This is a genomic window from Kitasatospora sp. NPDC059722 (assembly GCF_042733235.1).
Lineage (GTDB): Bacteria > Actinomycetota > Actinomycetes > Streptomycetales > Streptomycetaceae > Kitasatospora.
Genome location: NZ_JBHWGD010000059.1, coordinates 36,369 through 54,407, shown reverse-complemented (window position 1 = coordinate 54,407; position 18,039 = coordinate 36,369). Strand labels below are relative to the sequence as shown.

Genomic DNA, 18,039 nt, shown 5'->3' with positions numbered 1-18,039 from the left:
CCGGGTTACCAGCGGCAGGGGCTGGGCCGGGTGCTCGTGCAGACGGTGGCCAAGGACCTGGTGGGGCGCGGCGTGCGCGCGATCGAGGCCTTCGGACGGGCACCGGTGATGGACTTCACCGGCTCGCCGCCCTTGTACACGATCAGGGTCGGGATCGAGATGACGTTGTACTGGGCGGCCGTCACCTGGTTGGCATCCACGTCGAGCTTGGCGATGGTCAGCTTGTCGCCGTGCTCGGCCGCGATCTCCTCCAGGATCGGGGCGACCTGGCGGCACGGGCCGCACCAGGTGGCCCAGAAGTCGACCAGGACGGGCTTGTCGCTGTCCAGGACGTCGGCCTGGAACGTCGCGTCGGTGACGGTGGTGGTGGCGCCGGCCACGGGGACTCCTCGGGTTCGGACGGTGAGGGCTGCTGCCAGGAGAACAACGGGCGGACCCGTTCTGTTTCTGCCTGGCCGGAGCGGGGGTGTTCCACGTGGAACACCGGGTGGCACCCCCGCGGGGGGATCGGTCGGTGCGGCGGGACTCAGACCGCAACGGCGGCGGCCTTGGCCTCCAGGTCGTCCAGCGCGGCGAGGTAGCGCTCGGCGTCCAGGGCGGCCGAGCAGCCGGTGCCGGCCGCGGTGATGGCCTGGCGGTAGGTGTGGTCGACGACGTCGCCGGCGCCGAACACGCCCGGGATGTTGGTCCGGGTGGAGGGGGCCTCGACCTTGAGGTAGCCCTCGGCGTCGAGGTCCAGCTGGCCCTTGAACAGGTCGGTGCGCGGGTCGTGGCCGATCGCGATGAACAGACCGGTGACGTCCAGCTCGCGGGTCTCGCCGGTGGTGGTGTCGCGCAGGGTCACGCCGCTCAGCTTCGGGTCGCCGTGGATGGCCTCGACCGCGCTGTCCCACTCGAAGCGGATCTTCTCGTCGGCGAAGGCGCGCTCCTGCATCGCCTTGGAGGCGCGCAGGGTGTCCCGCCGGTGGATGATCGTGACGCTGCGGGCGAAGCGGGACAGGAAGGTGGCCTCCTCCAGGGCGGTGTCACCGCCGCCGACGACCGCGATGTCCTGGTCGCGGAAGAAGAAGCCGTCGCAGGTCGCGCACCAGGAGACGCCGCGGCCGGAGAGCTTGTCCTCGTTCGGCAGGTCCAGCTTGCGGTGCTGGGAGCCGGTGGTGACGATCACGGCGCGGGCCCGGTGCACGTTGCCCTCGGAGTCGGTGACGGTCTTGATGTCACCGGTGAGGTCGACCGCGACGATGTCGTCCGGGACCAGCTCGGCGCCGAAGCGCTCGGCCTGGGCGCGCATGTTGTCCATCAGCTCCGGGCCCATGATGCCGTCCCGGAAGCCCGGGAAGTTCTCGACCTCGGTGGTGTTCATCAGCGCACCACCGGCGGTGACGGCACCCTCGAAGACCAGCGGCTTCAGGGAGGCACGGGCCGTGTAGAGCGCGGCGGTGTAGCCGGCCGGGCCGGAACCGATGATGATCACGTTACGGACGTCGCTCACTGCATCTCCTGGTTAGCATCGCGACCCGCGTTTGCTGCGGGGAGGGCGGTCCTGCTCCGCCGCCCGGGACAACGACTGACCAGTGTCTCGCATTCCCAGGCGGATCAGTACCAGGTGCCCGCACTCCGGAAGCGGCGTGGCGGCCCGGGCGTCGATCGCACGGGAACCGGACGGGTTCCGGGAGGGTTCCGGAGGAGTTCCGGAAGCACCACCGGGGCCGGGCCGGTCAATGGGCGGGGACCTCGCGGTGCAGCACGACCGTGCAGGCGGGGGACTGCAGGTAGACGTCGACCTCGCCGGGCTTGCCGGGCACGGCGTAGACCAGGACCTCCACCGGGGACCCGGCGTACGTGCCGTGGTCGGTGGCCAGCGGCGTGCCCGTGGCCGCGTCCGGGGCCTGGCAGCTCCGGCCGGCTCCGGGCGCCGGCTCCGAGGTGAGCGGCTGCCGCCCTTCGGCCGGTGCCGCGGCGGAGGGCTTGGCGACGCCGTTCGGGGGCGAGCCCACGACGGTGCCCGAGCCGGCCAGGAGCTTCTGGACCTGGGCGGCGAGCTGGTCGTCGCGGTACTCGGTGCCCCCGCCCAGGGCGTGTCCGCCCTTGGAGCTGTGCCCGGCGTCGGCGGTGGCCGGCGCGGCGGCCGAGGAGGCCGACTTCTGGGAGCCGGAGTCCGCCGGGTACAGCAGTGCGCCGCCGAGGCCGATCGCGGCGAGCGCGGCGGCGGCACCGAGCAGGAGACCGGCACGCCGCCGCCGGGAGCGGGGACGGCCGGGACCGGTGGCGCCGACGGCCCGCGCGGGTGGCGCTGCGGGCGCCGTGGCGGGACGGGACGGCGGGGTCGGGGCGGCGGGTCCGCGCGTGCTCCCGGGGGCCTCGTACGGCCCGTCGGAGGCGTCGCGCCGGGCGGCCTCGTCGGCGAGGGCGGCGTCCAGCCGGGCCGCGACGTCGGCCGGCATCGGCGGGGCCTCGACCCCGCCCAGCAGCGCCCGGACCTCGCCGAGCGCATCAACGGTCTCGCGGCACTCGGCGCAGCCGGCCAGGTGCCGGTGCAGGGCCTCGACGGCGGCGGCGTCCTCGATCAGCTCCTCGGCGAGGTCGGCGAGCTCGTCGACGGAGGGGTGGGACCCGGAGGAGTCGGTGGGGTCGGACGGGTCGGCGGAGGAGAAGGGGACCGTCATCGCGTGCTCGCGTCTCCTTCCAGAATCGTCCGGCCGTTGTCGGGGCCTGTTCCTGTGACGGTGCGGGCGCCACTTGGGTTCCCCGGCGCCTTCTTCGGCGCATTCCCCGGCGCGTTCCGCCGTGGTGGTGCGGCGCCCGGGGCGGACGCCGTTTCACGTGGAACATCGCCTCCGCCGCCCTCGCGGAGGTGGCGGACCAGCGGCAGCAGGCGGGCCCGGCCCCGGGCGCAGCGGCTCTTCACCGTGCCGACCGGCACGCCCAGCAGCTCGGCGGCCTCGGCGACCGGGTAGCCCTGCATGTCGACCAGGACCAGGGCGGCCCGCTGGTCGGCGGGCAGTTCGGCGAGCGCCGCCGTCACCTCGCGGTGCACCTCGGCCCGGACGACGGGGGAGTCGGCGGGCTCGGCGGCGCCGACCAGGGTGTCCAGCCGCTGCGGGTCGTCGTCCAGCGGGCTGGTGCGGCGGGTGGCGCTGCGGCGGGCGCGGTCCAGGCAGGCGTTGACCACGATCCGGTGCAGCCAGGTGGTGACGGCGGAGCGGCCCTGGAAGCCGGGTGCGGCGCGGAAGGCGGAGACCAGGGCGTCCTGGAGCGCGTCGGCCGCCTCCTCCCGGTCGCCCAGCGTGCGCAGGGCGACCGCCCAGAGCCGGTCGCGGTGGCGGTTCACCAGCTGCCCGAAGGCGTCCGGGTCGCCGGCGACGTGCCGCGCGAGCAGCGTCGCGTCGTCGTCCGCCACTGTCACCTGCCCTTGCCGTCGGTGTGCGCGGTCGTCCGGTCAGCCGAAGACCTTGACCTCGTTGACCTGCCCACGGTACCTGCCGCTGTCATTCGGATCCTTGGGCAGACTGGTCAGCCAGATCAAGAGGTAGCGCGTGGTCGTCGGGCTGGTGAGGGTGAAGTCGACGGTGGAGCCGCTCTGCTTGTCCAGCACCGTGTAGGCCTCGGGCTGGGCCGAGGCCGGGTTGGCGGAGGCCTGGGCGTTCGGCACCCGCAGCTCGGCCGTGTGGAGGCCGCCGAACTGGACGTTCACCGAGCTGACCGACTGCGGCGAACCGAGGTCGATGAGCAGGCCGGTGCCGTCCTTGAGCGGGGGCTTGGGGCCGAACGGGTCGACGTAGCTCTTGGTCACCCAGGAGGTGTTCGGGTCGCCGTCGAAGACCTTCGGGAGCAGGTAGGTGGACTCCGGGGAGTCGCCCCTCGGGTTGTACGAGATCGCGTCCTTGACGGGGATCGGGACCGGCGTGTGCGTGGCCGCGTGCGCGCTCGGTGCGGCGGTGCTGACCGACGGCTGCGGGGCGGCGATGGCCGAGCCGTTGTTGCGCAGGTGGTCGACGGCCTGCCAGGAGGCGACGCCGATGGCGCCCAGGGCGACCGTCCAGGCCGTCGCCTTGACCACCCGGCGCAGCCGGCGCCGGGTGCGGCGGACGGCGGACGGACGGGGACGGGCCTGCGGCGGCAGCGGCGGCACGACGGGACCGTCGATGACCCGGGTCGGGTTGGGCGCGGTCGGCAGGGCGTGGGTGTTGTGCCGGGGCGGCGGGGTGAAGACGGGCAGCTCGGGCTCGGGCTGGCGGATGCGGGGCATCAGCGCGATCGCCTTGGCCAGCTCCTCCGGCGTGGTGATCGGCTGGGCGTGGTGCGGCGGGTGGTCGAACAGGGCGCGCGCGGCGAGCTCGGACAGGCCCTTGTGGACGCCGGCCCTGACCTGGTCGGGGGCGGCGTTCTGGAGGCCCTTCGGCAGGCCCTGGAGGTCGTAGCGGTCCTCCGGGTAGGGCCAGCGGTGGGTGAGCGCGGCGAACAGCAGCGCGCCGATGGCACGGGTGTCGGCGCGCTCGGCGTCGTCGGTGTCGCCCTCGGCGGGCAGCCCGCGCAGGGCGGCGTCCACCGCGATGCCGTTGATCCGGTACTGGCCGCTGTCGGTGCGCAGCACGCAGCGGGGGGTGAGCCGCAGGTGGGCCTGGCCGCGCCGGTGGGCGGCGGCGACCGCGTCGGTCACCTGGCGGACCATCTGGTACGCCTCGTGCGGCTCCATCGGGCCGCCGGCGAGCAGCTTGGCGAGGTCGGAGGCGTGCGGCAGCCACTCCCGCACGACGTAGACCAGCTCGCCCTCCTGGACGGCGTCCAGGACCTGGACGAAGCGCGGGTCGCCGAGCAGGGCGGCGGACTTGGCGGCGGCGAGCACCTTGCGGGCGCGCTGGTGGCCGGAGGCCATCAGGTGGACGCCGACCGCCCGGCGCAGCTTCTCGTCGACGGCGCGCCAGCTGCTGAAGGTCTCGGTGTGGGAGATGCACTCCTCCAGCCGGTACCGGTGGCCGATCTTGTCGCCGCTGTGCCGCATCGGGGCGGGGAGGGTGCGGGGGAGGGTGGAGGTGTCGCGCGGGTCGAGGGTGGGCTGCGGGTCGGTGGGTGCGCGACGGGGAGTGCCGTCGGCCGCCTGCGGCGCCCCGGCCGGTTTCTTCGCCTTGCCGCCGGCGGCGAGTTCGGCGGCGATCTCGTCGACCGAGAGCGGCGCGGTGATCTCCGAAGTCTCCTCACCGAGCGAGGCCGCCTCACCGAGTGAAGTCTCCTCGCCGATCGACGCCTCCTCACCGACCGAGGCGTCCTCGTCGGCCGAGGTGCCGTCGGCGGGAGAGCCGGAGTCGGCGGTGGCCGCCGGGCCGTCCGGGGCGCAGGTGCCGGAGGAGGGGACGTCGTCGCCCGGGGCGGTCTTCGCGCCCGCGAGCTCGTCGATCGCCGCGGCCAGTGCGGCGTCGTCCGCCGCCGCGTCAGCTGCTGACGTGTCGACGACCGCCTTGGTGCCATCAGCCACCGTGGTCCTGCCTCCCCTTGTGTCGCCCCGGCTGAGAGAGTCGCTGGAGCCCGCGGGTTGGCGGCCCTGTGCTCCAGGACAATTGTGCCCACTCTTCTCCACCGGGTACGACCGCTGAGGGGGCCGCTCGGTTGCCTGGAGGTGGAGAGATGTGGTGCAGAACCGACACCGGGCCGCCACCAGCGGGGCCGGGCGGTCCCGGTGCGGGTGGCGGCCCGGTGCCGGGCCGGACCGGCCCGTGAGCCGATCCTCACGGTTGACGCCCGCTCAGGGCGTCGGCCGGTCCGGCCGGTTGGTGCGTCGGGTCAGCGGCCGAGCCGGCCGCGCACCATGCCGAGCATGGCGTTGAGCTCCTCGATCCGGAGCCTTTTCGCGATGAGCACGAACACGGCCAGCTGGAGGCCGCCCGCCACGACGACCGAGGCGACGCTGCCCGGCCAGCCGCCGAGCGCGCGCTGGACCGCCAGGCTGACGCCGAGCCCGACCAGGGCGGCCGGGACGCACGCGGCGGCCAGGCGGCTGTAGGTCCGGCCGATGCTCTTGGTGTCCAGCCCGCCGATCTTCTTCTTCAGCTTCGGCGCCGCCACCGTCACCCCGACGGCGTAGGCGAGGCCGTAGCCGAAGGCCATGCCGGTCACCGTCCACTGCGGCGGCAGGGCGAACCAGCAGACCAGCGAGAAGCCGGCCTGGCAGGCCGCCACCCAGACGGTGTTGGAGAACGGCGTCCGGGTGTCCTCGTAGGCGTAGAAGCCGCGCAGCATGACGTACTGCGCCGAGTACGGGATCAGGCCGAGCGCGAAGGCGGACAGCATCAGGCCGACGTTGGTCGCGTTGTCCAGGGAGGCGGTGCCGCCGCCGACCGCGTAGATCGAGCGGCCGATCGCCGGGCCGAGGGCCAGGAACAGGAACGCGGCCGGGACGACCGCCACCGCGGTGGTGCGCAGCCCGTACGAGAGGTCGTCGCGGACGGCGCCGGCGTCGTCGTCGGCCGCCGCCCGGGAGAGCCGGGGGAGCACCGCGCTCATCATCGAGACGGTGATGACGGCCTGCGGCAGCTGCCAGATCAGCAGCGCGTTGGAGAACGCGGCGAGGCCGACGCCGCCGTGGCCGCCGTGCTCGGCGGCACTGCCGGCCGCGGTGGCCAGCTGGGTGATGACGAGGTAGCCGGCCTGGTTGGCGAGGACGAAGAAGAACGTCCACTTGGCGAGGCGGGCGGCCTTGCCGAGGCCGTGGCCGCGCCAGTCGAAGCGCGGACGGAAGTGGAAGTCGGCCGCCCGCAGGTACGGGATCATCGCCAGCGACTGGACGACCAGGCCGATCAGCGTGCCGAGGCCGAGCAGCCGCACGCCCTCGGGGGTGATGTTCTCCGGCGTCACCTGGGTGGAGTTGAAGCCCCCGTAGACCCAGATGTAGGCGGCGAAGGTGAAGATCACCACGATGTTGTTGAGGACCGGGGTCCACATCATCGCGCCGAACCGGCCGCGGGCGTTGAGGATCTGGCCCATCACCACGTGGATGCCCATGAAGAAGATGGTGGGCAGGCAGTACCGGGCCAGTGCGACGGTGGTCTCGGCGCGGGCCGCGTTCTCCATCATCGGGTGCGCGATGAGCTGCACCAGGACGGGCGCCCCGAGCACGGCGAGGAACACCACGCCGCCGAGGCCGACCATCACCAGGGTGAGCAGCCGGCTGGCGTAGGCGGTGCCGCCGTCCTCGTCGTTCTTCATGCTGCGGACCAGCTGCGGCACGAAGACGGCGTTCAGCGCGCCGCCGCCGATCAGGATGTACAGCAGGGTCGGCAGGGTGTTCGCCGCGTTGTAGGAGTCGCCCATGACGGCGATGCCGATCGCGCCCGCGATCACCATCGTGCGCAGGAAGCCGGTGCCGCGGGAGACCAGCGTGCCGGCCGCCATGATCGCGCTGGAGTTCAGCAGGCTCGCGACCTTGCCGCCGCCGGCCGCCGGCGCGGACTCCGCGGGCGGCGCCTGCACGGCGTGCTCCTCGGCGGCGAGGTCCTCCAGCGGCTCGACCGCGGGCGGCAGCGCCACCGCGGCCACCTGCATGGTGGCCTCCTCCTCCGAGAGCGGCGGGTCGAACTCGATCGGGGGCACGAACGGGCGCGGCCCGTCGCCGCGGCCCTCCTGCGCCGGGTACCCGCCCACGGGCGGGAACGGCGCCGGGCCGGACGGCACGGGGGCGACCGGCGGCACGGGCGCGGGCCGGGGCGCCTGCGGCGGGGCCGCGCCCTCCGCCCGGCCACTGCCGAACAGCGCGTCCACGCCGACGTACTCGGTGGTCTCGGAGTCCCACCGGGAGTGCGCGGGGCCGGGCTCCCACTGCTGCTGCGGCTGCTCCGCGCCACCCCACTGACCGCCGGCCGCCTGGGCCTCGCCGCCGGGCTCCCGCCAGCCGACGGGGGTGTCCCAGCCGGGCTGCACCGGCGGGACCGGCGGCGCGAACGGCGTCGGCGGGACCGGCGCGGGGTAGCCGCCGGCCTGCGGCGGCAGCTGCGGCGGCACGTCGTACGCGGCAGCCTGCGGCTGCGGTGCGGCGGGCCCGGCGGCCCGGAGGCCGTACGGGTCCTGGCCGTCCTGCGGGGCCCGGTACGCGTCGGCGGCGTACGGGTCCTGGGCGTAGGTGTCGGCCACGTACCAGTCGCCGGACGGCGACTCGGCACCCGGCCGGTTCTCACCGCGGCCCGGCGGCCGCTCCTCGCTGCGCCCGGTCATGTCACCTCTTCGCGTTCGTGGGGGAGGCCGGCCCGGTCGGGTGCGGGGTCGGCGGTATCAAGGACCAACCTTCTCATCACTGGAGGTCCGATCCCGGCCATCGGCGCTGCTGCCGCGCGGTGTCTGCGCGGGATCGTCACCGGCGGGGCCGTCCTCGACGGCGTGGTCCCCGGGGCCCCCGTGGTCCGCGTCGCCGGCGTCGTCCGCGTCGTCGGTGTCCTCGGGCTCCCCGCCCGGGCCGGCCGTCCCGGCGTCGCCGATCGGCTGGTCGCCGTCCTCGTGCGGCTGCCCGGCCCGCCGCTTGCGCTGGCGGAAGAACCGCAGGGCGGCCAGCAGGAGCAGCAGCACCCCGCCCGCGAAGACGTACAGCACGCCGTTGGTCACCGAGGTGACCTCCACCTGGAAGTTCTGCGCCTGGCCGTACGGGCGCGGGTTGGGCCCGGTGGTGAAGAGCTGGGCGGTCATCTGGACCGGGCCGTTGTTGCGGGCCTGGGCCTGGAACCGCACGGTGACGCCCTGCGCGGCCGGGATGACCAGGTCCTCCTGCGGGGCGACCCACAGCCGGTTCTGCTGGTGCGAGACGAGGTGCAGGCTCAGGTTGGTGACCGTCTGGGTGAGGTCGTTGCGGACGCTGACCTGGAGCTGGCCGGTGTTCCCGGCGAGCGTGACGACCGTCTTCTTGGGCACCTGCACCGCGCCGGTCAGCTCGCCGAGGTACTTCTTCACGCCTTCGCGGTACGCGTCTCCCCCGGGCGCGTCGGAGCGCCACTCGGTGGACAGCGAACGGACCATGGCCGCGCTGAACGGGCCGCGCACGCGCTGCGGCAGGGTGAGCACCTGCATCAGGGTGTCGAGGTCGTACTGGACGCTGTCGGTGTTGCTGAGGTCGGTGGCCGACAGCTCGGTGGCGCGGGCCTTGGCCGGGTAGTCGGCGGCGGCCGGGACGGCGGTGGCGGCGCCGGGGTCGGGCGCGGCCTGCGCCACGGTGTCCAGCTTGACCGGCTCGACCCACTTGCCGCCCGCCGCCGTCTGGAGGGCGCCCGCCAGCACCTTGGCGGTGCTCACGGTCAGGTCGCGCGGCGGCAGGACCAGCAGGCCGCGCTGGTTCTGCGGCTGCTCGTGGGTGATCGCGTAGGTCTCGGCGAGGAAGCGCTGGGTCGCCAGGGTCTGCGCCTGCGGAGTGCTCAGGTCGCCGTCGAACAGGGCGGAGACGGTCTCGTCCGCCACGAGGGCGTTCTGCCCGTTGCCGACCGGGCGCACCGCGGTCGGCGTGTGGTTGAGCGCGTCCGGCTCCGGCATGCTCGCGCCGTTCACCAGCAGCAGGTCGCTGCCCGCCTGCTTGGCGACGCCGGCGATCTGCTGGTCCAGGTAGCCCTGGTAGGGCCAGGCGACGTCGGAGCGGGTGTCCACGGACAGCCGGCCTTCGACCGTCAGCCGGCCCGCGGTGGCGGCCTTGTTCAGGGCGGTGCCCATGCCGCCCAGGTCGGCGCCGTTGTGGGCGATCGAGGCGACGTCCGGGTCGGCGTACGGCAGCGCCACGACCTGGTTGCCGGGCTTGGCGACGGCGGCCCGCAGCTTGTCCAGCCAGGCCGTCGCGGCCGCCTGACCGGTGCCGTTGACGACGTTGTCGTCCTTGGCCGGCTTGCCGTTCTTCTCGGTGCCCGGCTTCTGGACCTTGTACCCCTTGGTCATCGCGAACGCGGTGTCCAGCAGGTCCGGGTCGATCGTCCAGGTCAGGCCGGTCAGCTTCGAGCCGGTGTCCACCAGCTCGTACAGCCGGCCGCCCGGGGCGAACTCGGTCGCCAGGCTGTCGTCGCGCAGCACCGAGAGCGTCTGCTCGCCCTCGGCGACGGTCTGCGCGGCCAGCTCCGGCCCGTGCACCAGCGGCCAGACCGTGGCGACCCTGGTCGGCTGGGCGTCGGCGTTCGAGCTGTACGTCAGGAAGGTGCGGGCGATGCCCAGCGCCCGCTCGTGCTGGTTGTCCGCGGTCGAGCCCCAGGCGTCCACCGCGAGCTCGTAGACGCCGTCGCCGTTCAGCGAGAGGTCGTTGACCGCGACACCGAGGGTGTAGGCCTGGCTCTGGCCGGGGGCGAGCTCGGGCAGCGCGTACTGCGGGCTGTCCAGCTCTATGCCGTCCGCGCCGAGCGGGGCGGTGCGGGCGACCACGTTCTGCAGCTCGCTGCGCCGCTGCAGCGGCTTGCCCAGCGACGGCTTGCGGACGGCCGCGTGGGCGCCCTTGAGCACCGACTTGCCGCCGTTGGTCACGTGCCCGGTGATCGTCACCGTGCCGTTCGGGCTGGCCACCTGCGGGGCCACCGTGTCGATCGTCATGATCACCGGGGACTCGGCCGAGACCGTCCCGTCCGTGGCCGGCACGTTGCCGCCGGCCGGCAGTGCGCCGGCCGGGGCGGCCGCGACCACCGCCAGCGCGGCTCCCAGGGCGGCCGCGAGCCGCCGGGCCGTGCGGCGGCCGGGGCGCCGCCCGTCGGCGGGGTCCCCGGGCCGTCCAGGCCGTCCGTGCGCCCCCAGGCCCGAGTGCCGTGCCGGCTCACTCACTCGTTTCGCCCTCGCCGTTCTCGCTCGCTGCTGCTGTCGGTGTTCGCTTGACGCTGTTCGCCGCTCGGTGCCGCGACCGCCGCCGCGGGCCGAGAGGATCAGCCGTGCGAAGCAGCCGGGTGGGACGGCCGTGAAGAGTGCGGCCTCCGGTCGCCCGGCCGGCCGTGGTGGCACGCGGCACCGCAATCCCCTGTCCGGTGCCCGAGAACTCGTTCACCGGCATGGTAACGATGCGGCACCGGGTGCGGTGTTGCGGGTCTTGGGGTGAGACGCCGAAAACGCGCGGGCGGTTGACCTGCGCGGGCACGTACCCTTGTGAGCCGTGTCCACTGCCAATGAGCCCACCGCCCTCACCCATCCTTCCAGCACCGCCACCCAGGCCGTACCAGGCCTGAGCGAGGCCCAGACCCTGGGCCTCCAAGAGCTGCTGCGGGTGTCGCCGGTCGCCGACGAGATCGCCCGCCGCTTCCAGGCGGCCGGGCACCGGCTGGCGCTGGTCGGCGGCTCCGTGCGGGACGCGCTCCTGGGCCGGCTCGGCAACGACCTGGACTTCACCACCGACGCCCGCCCCCAGCAGGTCCTCAAGCTCGTCAAGGGCTGGGCGGACGCGGTCTGGGACGTCGGCATCGCCTTCGGCACGGTCGGCGCCCGCAAGGACACCCCGCAGGGCTCGTTCCTGATCGAGATCACCACCTACCGGTCCGAGGCCTACGACCGCACCTCGCGCAAGCCCGAGGTCACCTACGGCGACACCATCGAGCAGGACCTGGTCCGCCGCGACTTCACCGTCAACGCGATGGCCGTCGACCTGCCCGGGCGCGGCTTCGTCGACCCGCACCACGGCCTGGACGACCTGGAGGCCCGGGTGCTGCGCACCCCCGCCACCCCCGAGGAGTCCTTCTCCGACGACCCGCTGCGGATGATGCGCGCCGCCCGCTTCGCCGCCCAGCTCGACTTCGACCCGGCCCCCGAGGTCGTCGCCGCGATGACGGCGATGGCCGAGCGGATCACCATCGTCTCGGCCGAGCGGGTCCAGGCCGAGCTCAACAAGCTGCTGCTGGCCGCCCACCCGGTGAAGGGCCTGCGCCTGCTGGTCGACACCGGCCTGGCCGGGCACGTCCTGCCCGAGCTGCCCGCGCTGCGCCTGGAGCGCGACGAGCACCACCGGCACAAGGACGTCTACGAGCACTCGCTGACCGTCCTGGAGCAGGCCGTCGACCTGGAGCAGGACGGCCCCGACCTGACCCTGCGGCTGGCCGCGCTGCTGCACGACATCGGCAAGCCGCGCACCCGCCGCTTCGAGTCGGACGGCCGGGTCTCCTTCCACCACCACGAGGTGGTCGGCGCCAAGATGACCCGCAAGCGGATGCGCGATCTCAAGTACTCCAAGGAGCTCACCGAGGACGTCTCGCGCCTGGTCGAGCTGCACCTGCGCTTCCACGGCTACGGCGGCGGCGAGTGGACCGACTCCGCGGTGCGCCGCTACGTCGCCGACGCCGGGCCGCTGCTGGAGCGCCTGCACAAGCTGACCCGCTCCGACTGCACCACCCGCAACCGCAAGAAGGCGGCGACGCTGTCGCGCACCTACGACGGCCTGGAGCAGCGGATCGGCGAGCTGAAGGCCCGGGAGGAGCTGGACGCCATCCGCCCGGCGCTCGACGGCAACCAGATCATGGAGCTGCTCGGCCTGCGGCCGGGCCCGCAGGTCGGCAAGGCTTACCAGCACATGCTCGAACTGCGGCTGGAGCACGGCCCGATGGAGCACGACGAGGCGGTGGCCGCCCTCCGCGCCTGGTGGGCGGAGCAGCCGCAGGGCTGAACGAACGCGCGGAGGGGCGGTCCCGGGGTGCCGGGACCGCCCCTCACGCGTGCCCGGTCAGGTGTGGATCGACTGCAGGCACAGGACGTAGCTCAGCGCCGGCATCCCGGTGCTCGTGCGGACGTAGTTGCTGTCGGACTTCGGCTGGGCCGCGCAGACCTTCTCGTCCGAGGTCGCCAGGTACTTCCAGAGCACCTTGTACTGGGCGCGCTGGTCGGTGCACGGCAGCATGGTGATCCGGGGGGTCGGATCGTACGTCGCCCCGGTGCCGTTCTCGTTGCGCAGGCAGTCGCCGGCCTTGGCGGAGTCGATGCTCGCCGGTGCCGGGACCGGGGCCTGCGGCTTGCCGGAGGTGTCCGGCGGCAGCGAGAAGGTCGGCGCGGGGATCGGCGGCATGCTGAAGCTCGGCATCGGCGGCACCGACACGGTGGGCATGACGATCGGGTGGGGCACGTACGGGTCGTTCTTGGGGGCGAACGCGCCCGCGGCGATCAGCGCGATCACCGTGATGATCCAGCCGACCGGGAGCAGCAGCATGAACACGTGCGGGCGCTTGGACAGCGGGACGCCCGGGTCGAGCTGCGGGCCGTGGGTGCCGGGGGCGGGCGGCGGCAGCTGCTTGAGCTTGTTGTGCGGGCCCAGGTTCAGCAGCAGCGTGATGATCGTCATCGGCGCGCCGAGGTAGCTCCACCAGCCCTGGACCAGGGTCTTCGCGGACATGTCGCGCACGGTGGCGTCGCCGCAGACGCGGCAGAACGGCCCCCGCAGCTTCAGGAACCGCATGATCACGATGATGCCCTGGTGGCCGCGGACGGTGGCCTCCACGGCGGGGAAGCCGCCGCAGAAGCGGCAGACCGGGCCCTGCGGAACGGCGCCGCCCGGGTAGCCGTAGCCGTACGCCGACGGGTCGGGCGTGGGCGCGGCGGGCGGGTAGCCGTAGTTCATCGGCGGCGGGGGCGGGACGGGCTGGCCGTACGGGTTGCCGCCGGCGTACGGGTTGGCGTCGTTCGGCGGCGGGGCGCCGTAGGGCATCTGGGGAGGCGGAACGGACAAGGGGTCCCCCGGGGAAACGGTGACGGACAAGTCGGACGGGCCGGACGGGAACTCCGGCCGGAGGTCAGGAGGCGCCGACCGGTGCGGTGCCGGCGGGCTTCAGCGGGCCGAGGCAGAGCACGTAGCGCTTCTTGTTCCAGCGGCGGCCGCTCTTGCCGGAGACGGCGCTGGTGGACTGCGGCGTCTGCCGGCAGCGGTTGGTGTCGGTGGTGTCCTCGAACTTCGACAGGACTCGGTAATTCGCCTTGCTGTCGGTGCACTTGACGATCTCGACGTCGCGGGTGCCGCTCACCCGGACGCAGTCGCCCGGCTTGGCACTGCTGACGCTCGGACCGCTGAAGAGGTAGCCGCCGCCCACCACGGCGGCGGCGATCAGCACGCCGACGGCCTTCAGCTTCGAGCGGGTGGTGCGCTTGCCGCCCGGCGCACCGGCGGCCGGGGCGGGCTGCGGGTAGCCGTACGGCCCGGCGGGCGGGTACGGCTGCACCGGCTGCGGGGGCCCGCCGTACGGCTGCTGCGGAGCCCCGTACGCGGGCGGCGGCGGCCCGTACCCCGGCGGGCCGGGCTGGGCGGGCACCTGCGGCGGCGGCGGACCGTACGGCTGCGCCCCGTACCCCGGCGGCGGACCGTACTGCGCGGCCGGCGGGGGCGGCCCGTACTGGGGTGGAGGCCCGTACGGGCCGGGCGGTGTGCTCATCAGGTAGTCCCCCGTGACCGAGTGCTGTCGCTCCGACAGGTCTGACGTACCTTAGCGACCCTCTCCGACGCCCCCGGTTTCGAGCCCCCGCGGAACCTCAGGAGGCCTGGTCACCGGGCAGCGGCCCGTGCCGCCGGGCCGCGCGGAAGTACAGCAGCGCCGACAGCGCGTACACCGCGGCCACCCCGACGACCACCACGACCGACCGCCCGGACAGCGGCAGCACCAGCGCGGTGACGACCGCGGCGGCCACGAAGGCGACGTTGAACAGCACGTCGTAGATGGCGAACACCCGGCCGCGGTAGTCGTCCTCGACGGACTCCTGGACCACGGTGTCCGCGCAGATCTTGGTGCCCTGGGTGACCACCCCGAGCAGCAGCGCGGCCACCAGGCACGGCACCAGCGAGAAGCTCAGCCCGAGCGCCGGGACGAACACCACCGGCGCGACCAGGCAGGCCGTCATCCAGCCGGCCAGGCCGAGCCGGCGGGAGCACCACGGGCTGACCACCGCGGCGATGAAGAACCCGGCGGCGGACAGGCCGACCGCCTGGCCGAGGGTGACCAGCCCGGCCGCGCTGTCCGCCGGGTCGTTGAAGGTGTACCGGGCGAGCATCACCACGACGACGATCAGCACGCCGTAGCAGAACCGGGCCGCGGTGACGGCGGCCAGCGCGTGCACGGCGGGCCGGCAGTCGCGCACCAGGTGGCGGACGGCAGCGCCGAGCTCGACCGCGGCCCGGAGGAGGGCCTGGCCGAGCGCCGGGCGCCCGGCGTGGCGCTCGGGGCCGAGCAGGTCGCGGTCCATCCGGCGGGCGGCCAGCGCGGCCGACAGGTAGAGCAGTGCGGCCACCGTCACGAGCGCGGCGTCGGCCTTCGGCCCGGGCGTCATCACCTGGTGCAGGAGGAAGCCGATGCCCCCGCCGAGGGCGGCGGCGACGGTGCCGAGGGTGGGGGAGAGCGCGTTGGCGGTGACCAGCTGGTCCTGCCGCACCACCCGGGGCAGGGCCGCGGAGAGGCCCGCCAGGATGAACCGGTTGAGCGCCGTGACCAGCAGGGCCGAGGCGAAGAAGAGCCAGGTCGGCGCCTCGGCCAGGAGCAGCGCCCCGGTCACCAGGCCGAGCCCGAAGCGGGCCAGGTTGCCGACGTAGAGCACCTGGCGGCGGCGCCAGCGGTCCAGCAGGACGCCGGCGAACGGGCCGATCACCGAGAACGGCAGCAGCATCACGGCCAGTACCGAGGCGATGTCGGCGGGGGAGGACTGCTTCTCCGGGGAGAACACGACGTAGGCGGCCAGCGAGACCTGGAAGACGCCGTCCGAGAGCTGGGAGAGCACCCGGGCGGTCAGCAGTCTGCGGAAGTCCCGGCCCCGGAGCAGCTGGAGGAGCGTGGCGCGCTGCGCGGACTGGTGGGTGCTGCCGTTCTCGGTGATCGCCACCCGCCCAGGGTGCCACGGAACCGGTCGCCGTTTCACGTGAAACATTCGCCGGGAAAAGGTGAAGGGCCCACGATCCCGCGATCGTGGGCCCTTCCGAGGAGCTATGAGCGGTTATGAACCGTCAGTGCTCAGCGCTCGGTGTTCAGCGCTCAGTGCTCGACAGTCGAGAACCTCGCTGCGCTCAGCGCTCAGTGCTCGACGGTCGCGAACCTCGCTGCGCTCAGCGCTCGACCTCGCCGCGGATGAACTTCTCGACGTTCTCCTTGGCCTCGTCGTCGAAGTACTGCACCGGCGGCGACTTCATGAAGTAGGAGGAGGCGGACAGGATCGGGCCGCCGATGCCGCGGTCCTTGGCGATCTTGGCGGCGCGGACGGCGTCGATGATGACACCGGCGGAGTTCGGGGAGTCCCAGACCTCGAGCTTGTACTCCAGGTTCAGCGGGACGTCGCCGAACGCGCGGCCCTCGAGGCGGACGTACGCCCACTTGCGGTCGTCCAGCCAGGCCACGTAGTCCGAGGGACCGATGTGGACGTTCTTGGCGCCCAGCTCGCGGTCGCGGATCTGCGAGGTGACGGCCTGGGTCTTGGAGATCTTCTTCGACTCCAGGCGCTCGCGCTCCAGCATGTTCTTGAAGTCCATGTTGCCGCCGACGTTCAGCTGCATGGTGCGCTCGAGGATGACACCGCGGTCCTCGAACAGCTTCGCCATCACGCGGTGCGTGATGGTGGCGCCGACCTGGGACTTGATGTCGTCACCGACGATCGGCACGCCGGCCTCGGTGAACTTGTCCGCCCACTCCTTGGTGCCCGCGATGAACACCGGCAGGGCGTTCACGAAGGCGACCTTGGCGTCGATGGCGCACTGGGCGTAGAACTTCGCCGCCTGCTCGGAACCGACGGGCAGGTAGCAGACCAGGACGTCGACCTGCTGGTCCTTGAGGACCTGGACGACGTCGACCGGGGCCTCGTCGGACTCCTCGATGGTCTCCCGGTAGTACTTGCCCAGGCCGTCGAGGGTGTGGCCGCGCTGCACGGTGACGCCGGTCGGCGGCACGTCGCAGATCTTGATGGTGTTGTTCTCGCTGCTGCCGATGGCGTCGGCCAGGTCGAAGCCGACCTTCTTGGCGTCGACGTCGAACGCGGCGACGAACTCCACGTCACGGACGTGGTAGTCGCCGAACTGGACGTGCATCAGCCCGGGGACCTTGCCGGCCGGGTCGGCGTCCTTGTAGTACTCGACACCCTGCACCAGCGACGCGGCGCAGTTGCCCACGCCCACGATGGCTACGCGAACCGAACCCATTCCGGTTGCTCCCTGTGATCTCATGAGGGCCGCCGGGGTCGGCGGCACTCGTCCTGCTTCTTCGAATGACTGCTTGTACGGGCGCGAGGCGCCCACTCCTGCCGCGCGGCTGACGCGGGCTCAGCGCTCCTGGGCGGAGCGCCCCGGGCGGTCGTACGGTGGCCCGGACGGGTCGGGGGACCCGGTCTCCTGGCCACGGCCGTCCGAAGTCTTGGGGTGTCCGGCGGCGGGGCTGCTGCCGGTGGCGGGCCCGGTCCGGCCGGTGCGGTTGGCCCGCTCGGTCTCGATCAGCTCGTTGAGCCACCGGACCTCGCGCTCCACCGACTCCAGTCCGTGCCGCTGCAGCTCGATGGTGTAGTCGTCGAACCGCTCGCGGGCCCGGGCCAGCGAGTTGCGCATCCGCTCCAGGCGCTCCTCCAGCCGGCTGCGGCGGCCCTCCAGGACGCGCATCCGCACGGCCCGGTCGGTCTGGCCGAAGAACGCGAAGTGGACGCCGAAGTGCTCGTCCTCCCAGGCGTCGGGGCCGGAGTCGGCGAGCAGCTCCTCGAAGCGCTGCTTGCCCTCGGGGGAGAGCCGGTAGACGGTCTTGGACCGCTTGCCGTTGAGCGCCGTGGCCGGGACGTACTCGACGTCCGGGTTGTCCTCGACCAGGAAACCCTGGGCGACCAGGCTCTTCAGGCAGGGGTAGAGCGTTCCGTAGGAGAGGGCCCGGAAGGTTCCGAGCAGGATGTTGAGCCGCTTGCGCAGCTCGTAGCCGTGCATCGGGGCGTCGTGGAGCAGGCCGAGGACGGCGAACTCCAGCACTCCTGAGCGCCTGCCCATGCCGTCGTCCTCCTTCCCCTCGACCGGTGTCCGGCCGCCGTCTCCGGCGGTATGCCGCTTCGATGTATCGGCTCGATATATCGAGAACAGTAAACCTGGCCCTCCGAACGGGCAAGGGGGGCACGCGTGAATGTGATCACAAGCCGACGCGC

At 73.3% G+C, this 18,039-nt stretch carries 13 protein-coding genes; 1 reads left to right on the top strand and 12 read right to left on the bottom strand.

Features of this window, described 5'->3' with window-relative positions; genetic code table 11:
- Positions 1-5: 5 nt before the first annotated feature.
- From trxA to ACFV4F_RS30480, 7 genes are all read right to left on the bottom strand, one after another.
- Entirely contained in the window at positions 6-380 is a 375-nt protein-coding gene (gene trxA, locus ACFV4F_RS30510; RefSeq protein ID WP_380507207.1) for a thioredoxin, read from the bottom strand.
- 146 nt (positions 381-526) lie between these two features.
- A complete protein-coding gene (trxB, locus tag ACFV4F_RS30505; RefSeq protein ID WP_380441729.1) occupies positions 527-1,492 on the bottom strand; it encodes a thioredoxin-disulfide reductase in 966 nt (321 codons plus the stop codon).
- Between the two features lie 226 nt (positions 1,493-1,718).
- A complete protein-coding gene (locus tag ACFV4F_RS30500) occupies positions 1,719-2,666 on the bottom strand; it encodes a hypothetical protein (RefSeq protein WP_380507204.1) in 948 nt (315 codons plus the stop codon).
- Positions 2,663-3,406: an RNA polymerase sigma factor SigM gene (gene sigM, locus ACFV4F_RS30495; protein ID WP_380441725.1), complete on the bottom strand. Its 744-nt coding sequence runs from the start codon at positions 3,404-3,406 to the stop codon at positions 2,663-2,665. Before sigM ends, ACFV4F_RS30500 begins: the two co-directional genes overlap by 4 nt.
- Positions 3,407-3,439: 33 nt before the next feature.
- On the bottom strand, positions 3,440-5,473 hold the full coding sequence (locus ACFV4F_RS30490; RefSeq protein WP_380441723.1) for a serine/threonine protein kinase: 2,034 nt from the start codon (positions 5,471-5,473) through the stop codon (positions 3,440-3,442).
- Between the two features lie 305 nt (positions 5,474-5,778).
- A complete protein-coding gene (gene murJ / locus ACFV4F_RS30485; protein ID WP_380507201.1) occupies positions 5,779-8,202 on the bottom strand; it encodes a murein biosynthesis integral membrane protein MurJ in 2,424 nt (807 codons plus the stop codon).
- Positions 8,203-8,259: 57 nt separating this feature from the next.
- Positions 8,260-10,758: a DUF6049 family protein gene (locus ACFV4F_RS30480; protein WP_380507198.1), complete on the bottom strand. Its 2,499-nt coding sequence runs from the start codon at positions 10,756-10,758 to the stop codon at positions 8,260-8,262.
- 391 nt (positions 10,759-11,149) lie between these two features.
- Between ACFV4F_RS30480 and ACFV4F_RS30475 the strand changes: the two genes are divergently transcribed.
- Positions 11,150-12,577: a CCA tRNA nucleotidyltransferase gene (locus ACFV4F_RS30475; protein ID WP_380499272.1), complete on the top strand. Its 1,428-nt coding sequence runs from the start codon at positions 11,150-11,152 to the stop codon at positions 12,575-12,577.
- A gap of 57 nt (positions 12,578-12,634) precedes the next feature.
- On the opposite strand, the gene ACFV4F_RS30470 is transcribed toward ACFV4F_RS30475, so the two are convergent.
- The 5 genes from ACFV4F_RS30470 to ACFV4F_RS30450 form a co-directional block, all read right to left on the bottom strand.
- Complete coding sequence (locus ACFV4F_RS30470; protein ID WP_380499267.1) at positions 12,635-13,609, bottom strand: hypothetical protein; 975 nt, start codon at positions 13,607-13,609, stop codon at positions 12,635-12,637.
- An 85-nt stretch (positions 13,610-13,694) separates the two neighbouring features.
- Positions 13,695-14,327 (bottom strand): hypothetical protein, encoded by a 633-nt coding sequence (locus tag ACFV4F_RS30465; protein ID WP_380507195.1) that lies wholly within the window; start codon positions 14,325-14,327, stop codon positions 13,695-13,697.
- 97 nt (positions 14,328-14,424) lie between these two features.
- Positions 14,425-15,762 (bottom strand): MFS transporter, encoded by a 1,338-nt coding sequence (locus ACFV4F_RS30460; RefSeq protein ID WP_380507192.1) that lies wholly within the window; start codon positions 15,760-15,762, stop codon positions 14,425-14,427.
- Between the two features lie 220 nt (positions 15,763-15,982).
- Positions 15,983-17,065: an inositol-3-phosphate synthase gene (locus tag ACFV4F_RS30455; RefSeq protein WP_360227589.1), complete on the bottom strand. Its 1,083-nt coding sequence runs from the start codon at positions 17,063-17,065 to the stop codon at positions 15,983-15,985.
- A gap of 120 nt (positions 17,066-17,185) precedes the next feature.
- Positions 17,186-17,887, bottom strand: a complete 702-nt coding sequence (locus ACFV4F_RS30450) for a PadR family transcriptional regulator (RefSeq protein ID WP_380507189.1) — start codon at positions 17,885-17,887, stop codon at positions 17,186-17,188.
- Positions 17,888-18,039: the final 152 nt, after the last annotated feature.

Coding starts and splice junctions, on each gene's coding strand:
- ACFV4F_RS30500 (WP_380507204.1), bottom strand. CDS start 2,666: ATGACGGTCCCCTTCTCCTCCGCCGACCCGTCCGACCCCACCGACTCC.
- ACFV4F_RS30450 (WP_380507189.1), bottom strand. CDS start 17,887: ATGGGCAGGCGCTCAGGAGTGCTGGAGTTCGCCGTCCTCGGCCTGCTC.
- ACFV4F_RS30470 (WP_380499267.1), bottom strand. CDS start 13,609: ATGCCCTACGGCGCCCCGCCGCCGAACGACGCCAACCCGTACGCCGGC.
- murJ (WP_380507201.1), bottom strand. CDS start 8,202: ATGACCGGGCGCAGCGAGGAGCGGCCGCCGGGCCGCGGTGAGAACCGG.
- ACFV4F_RS30465 (WP_380507195.1), bottom strand. CDS start 14,327: ATGAGCACACCGCCCGGCCCGTACGGGCCTCCACCCCAGTACGGGCCG.
- ACFV4F_RS30455 (WP_360227589.1), bottom strand. CDS start 17,065: ATGGGTTCGGTTCGCGTAGCCATCGTGGGCGTGGGCAACTGCGCCGCG.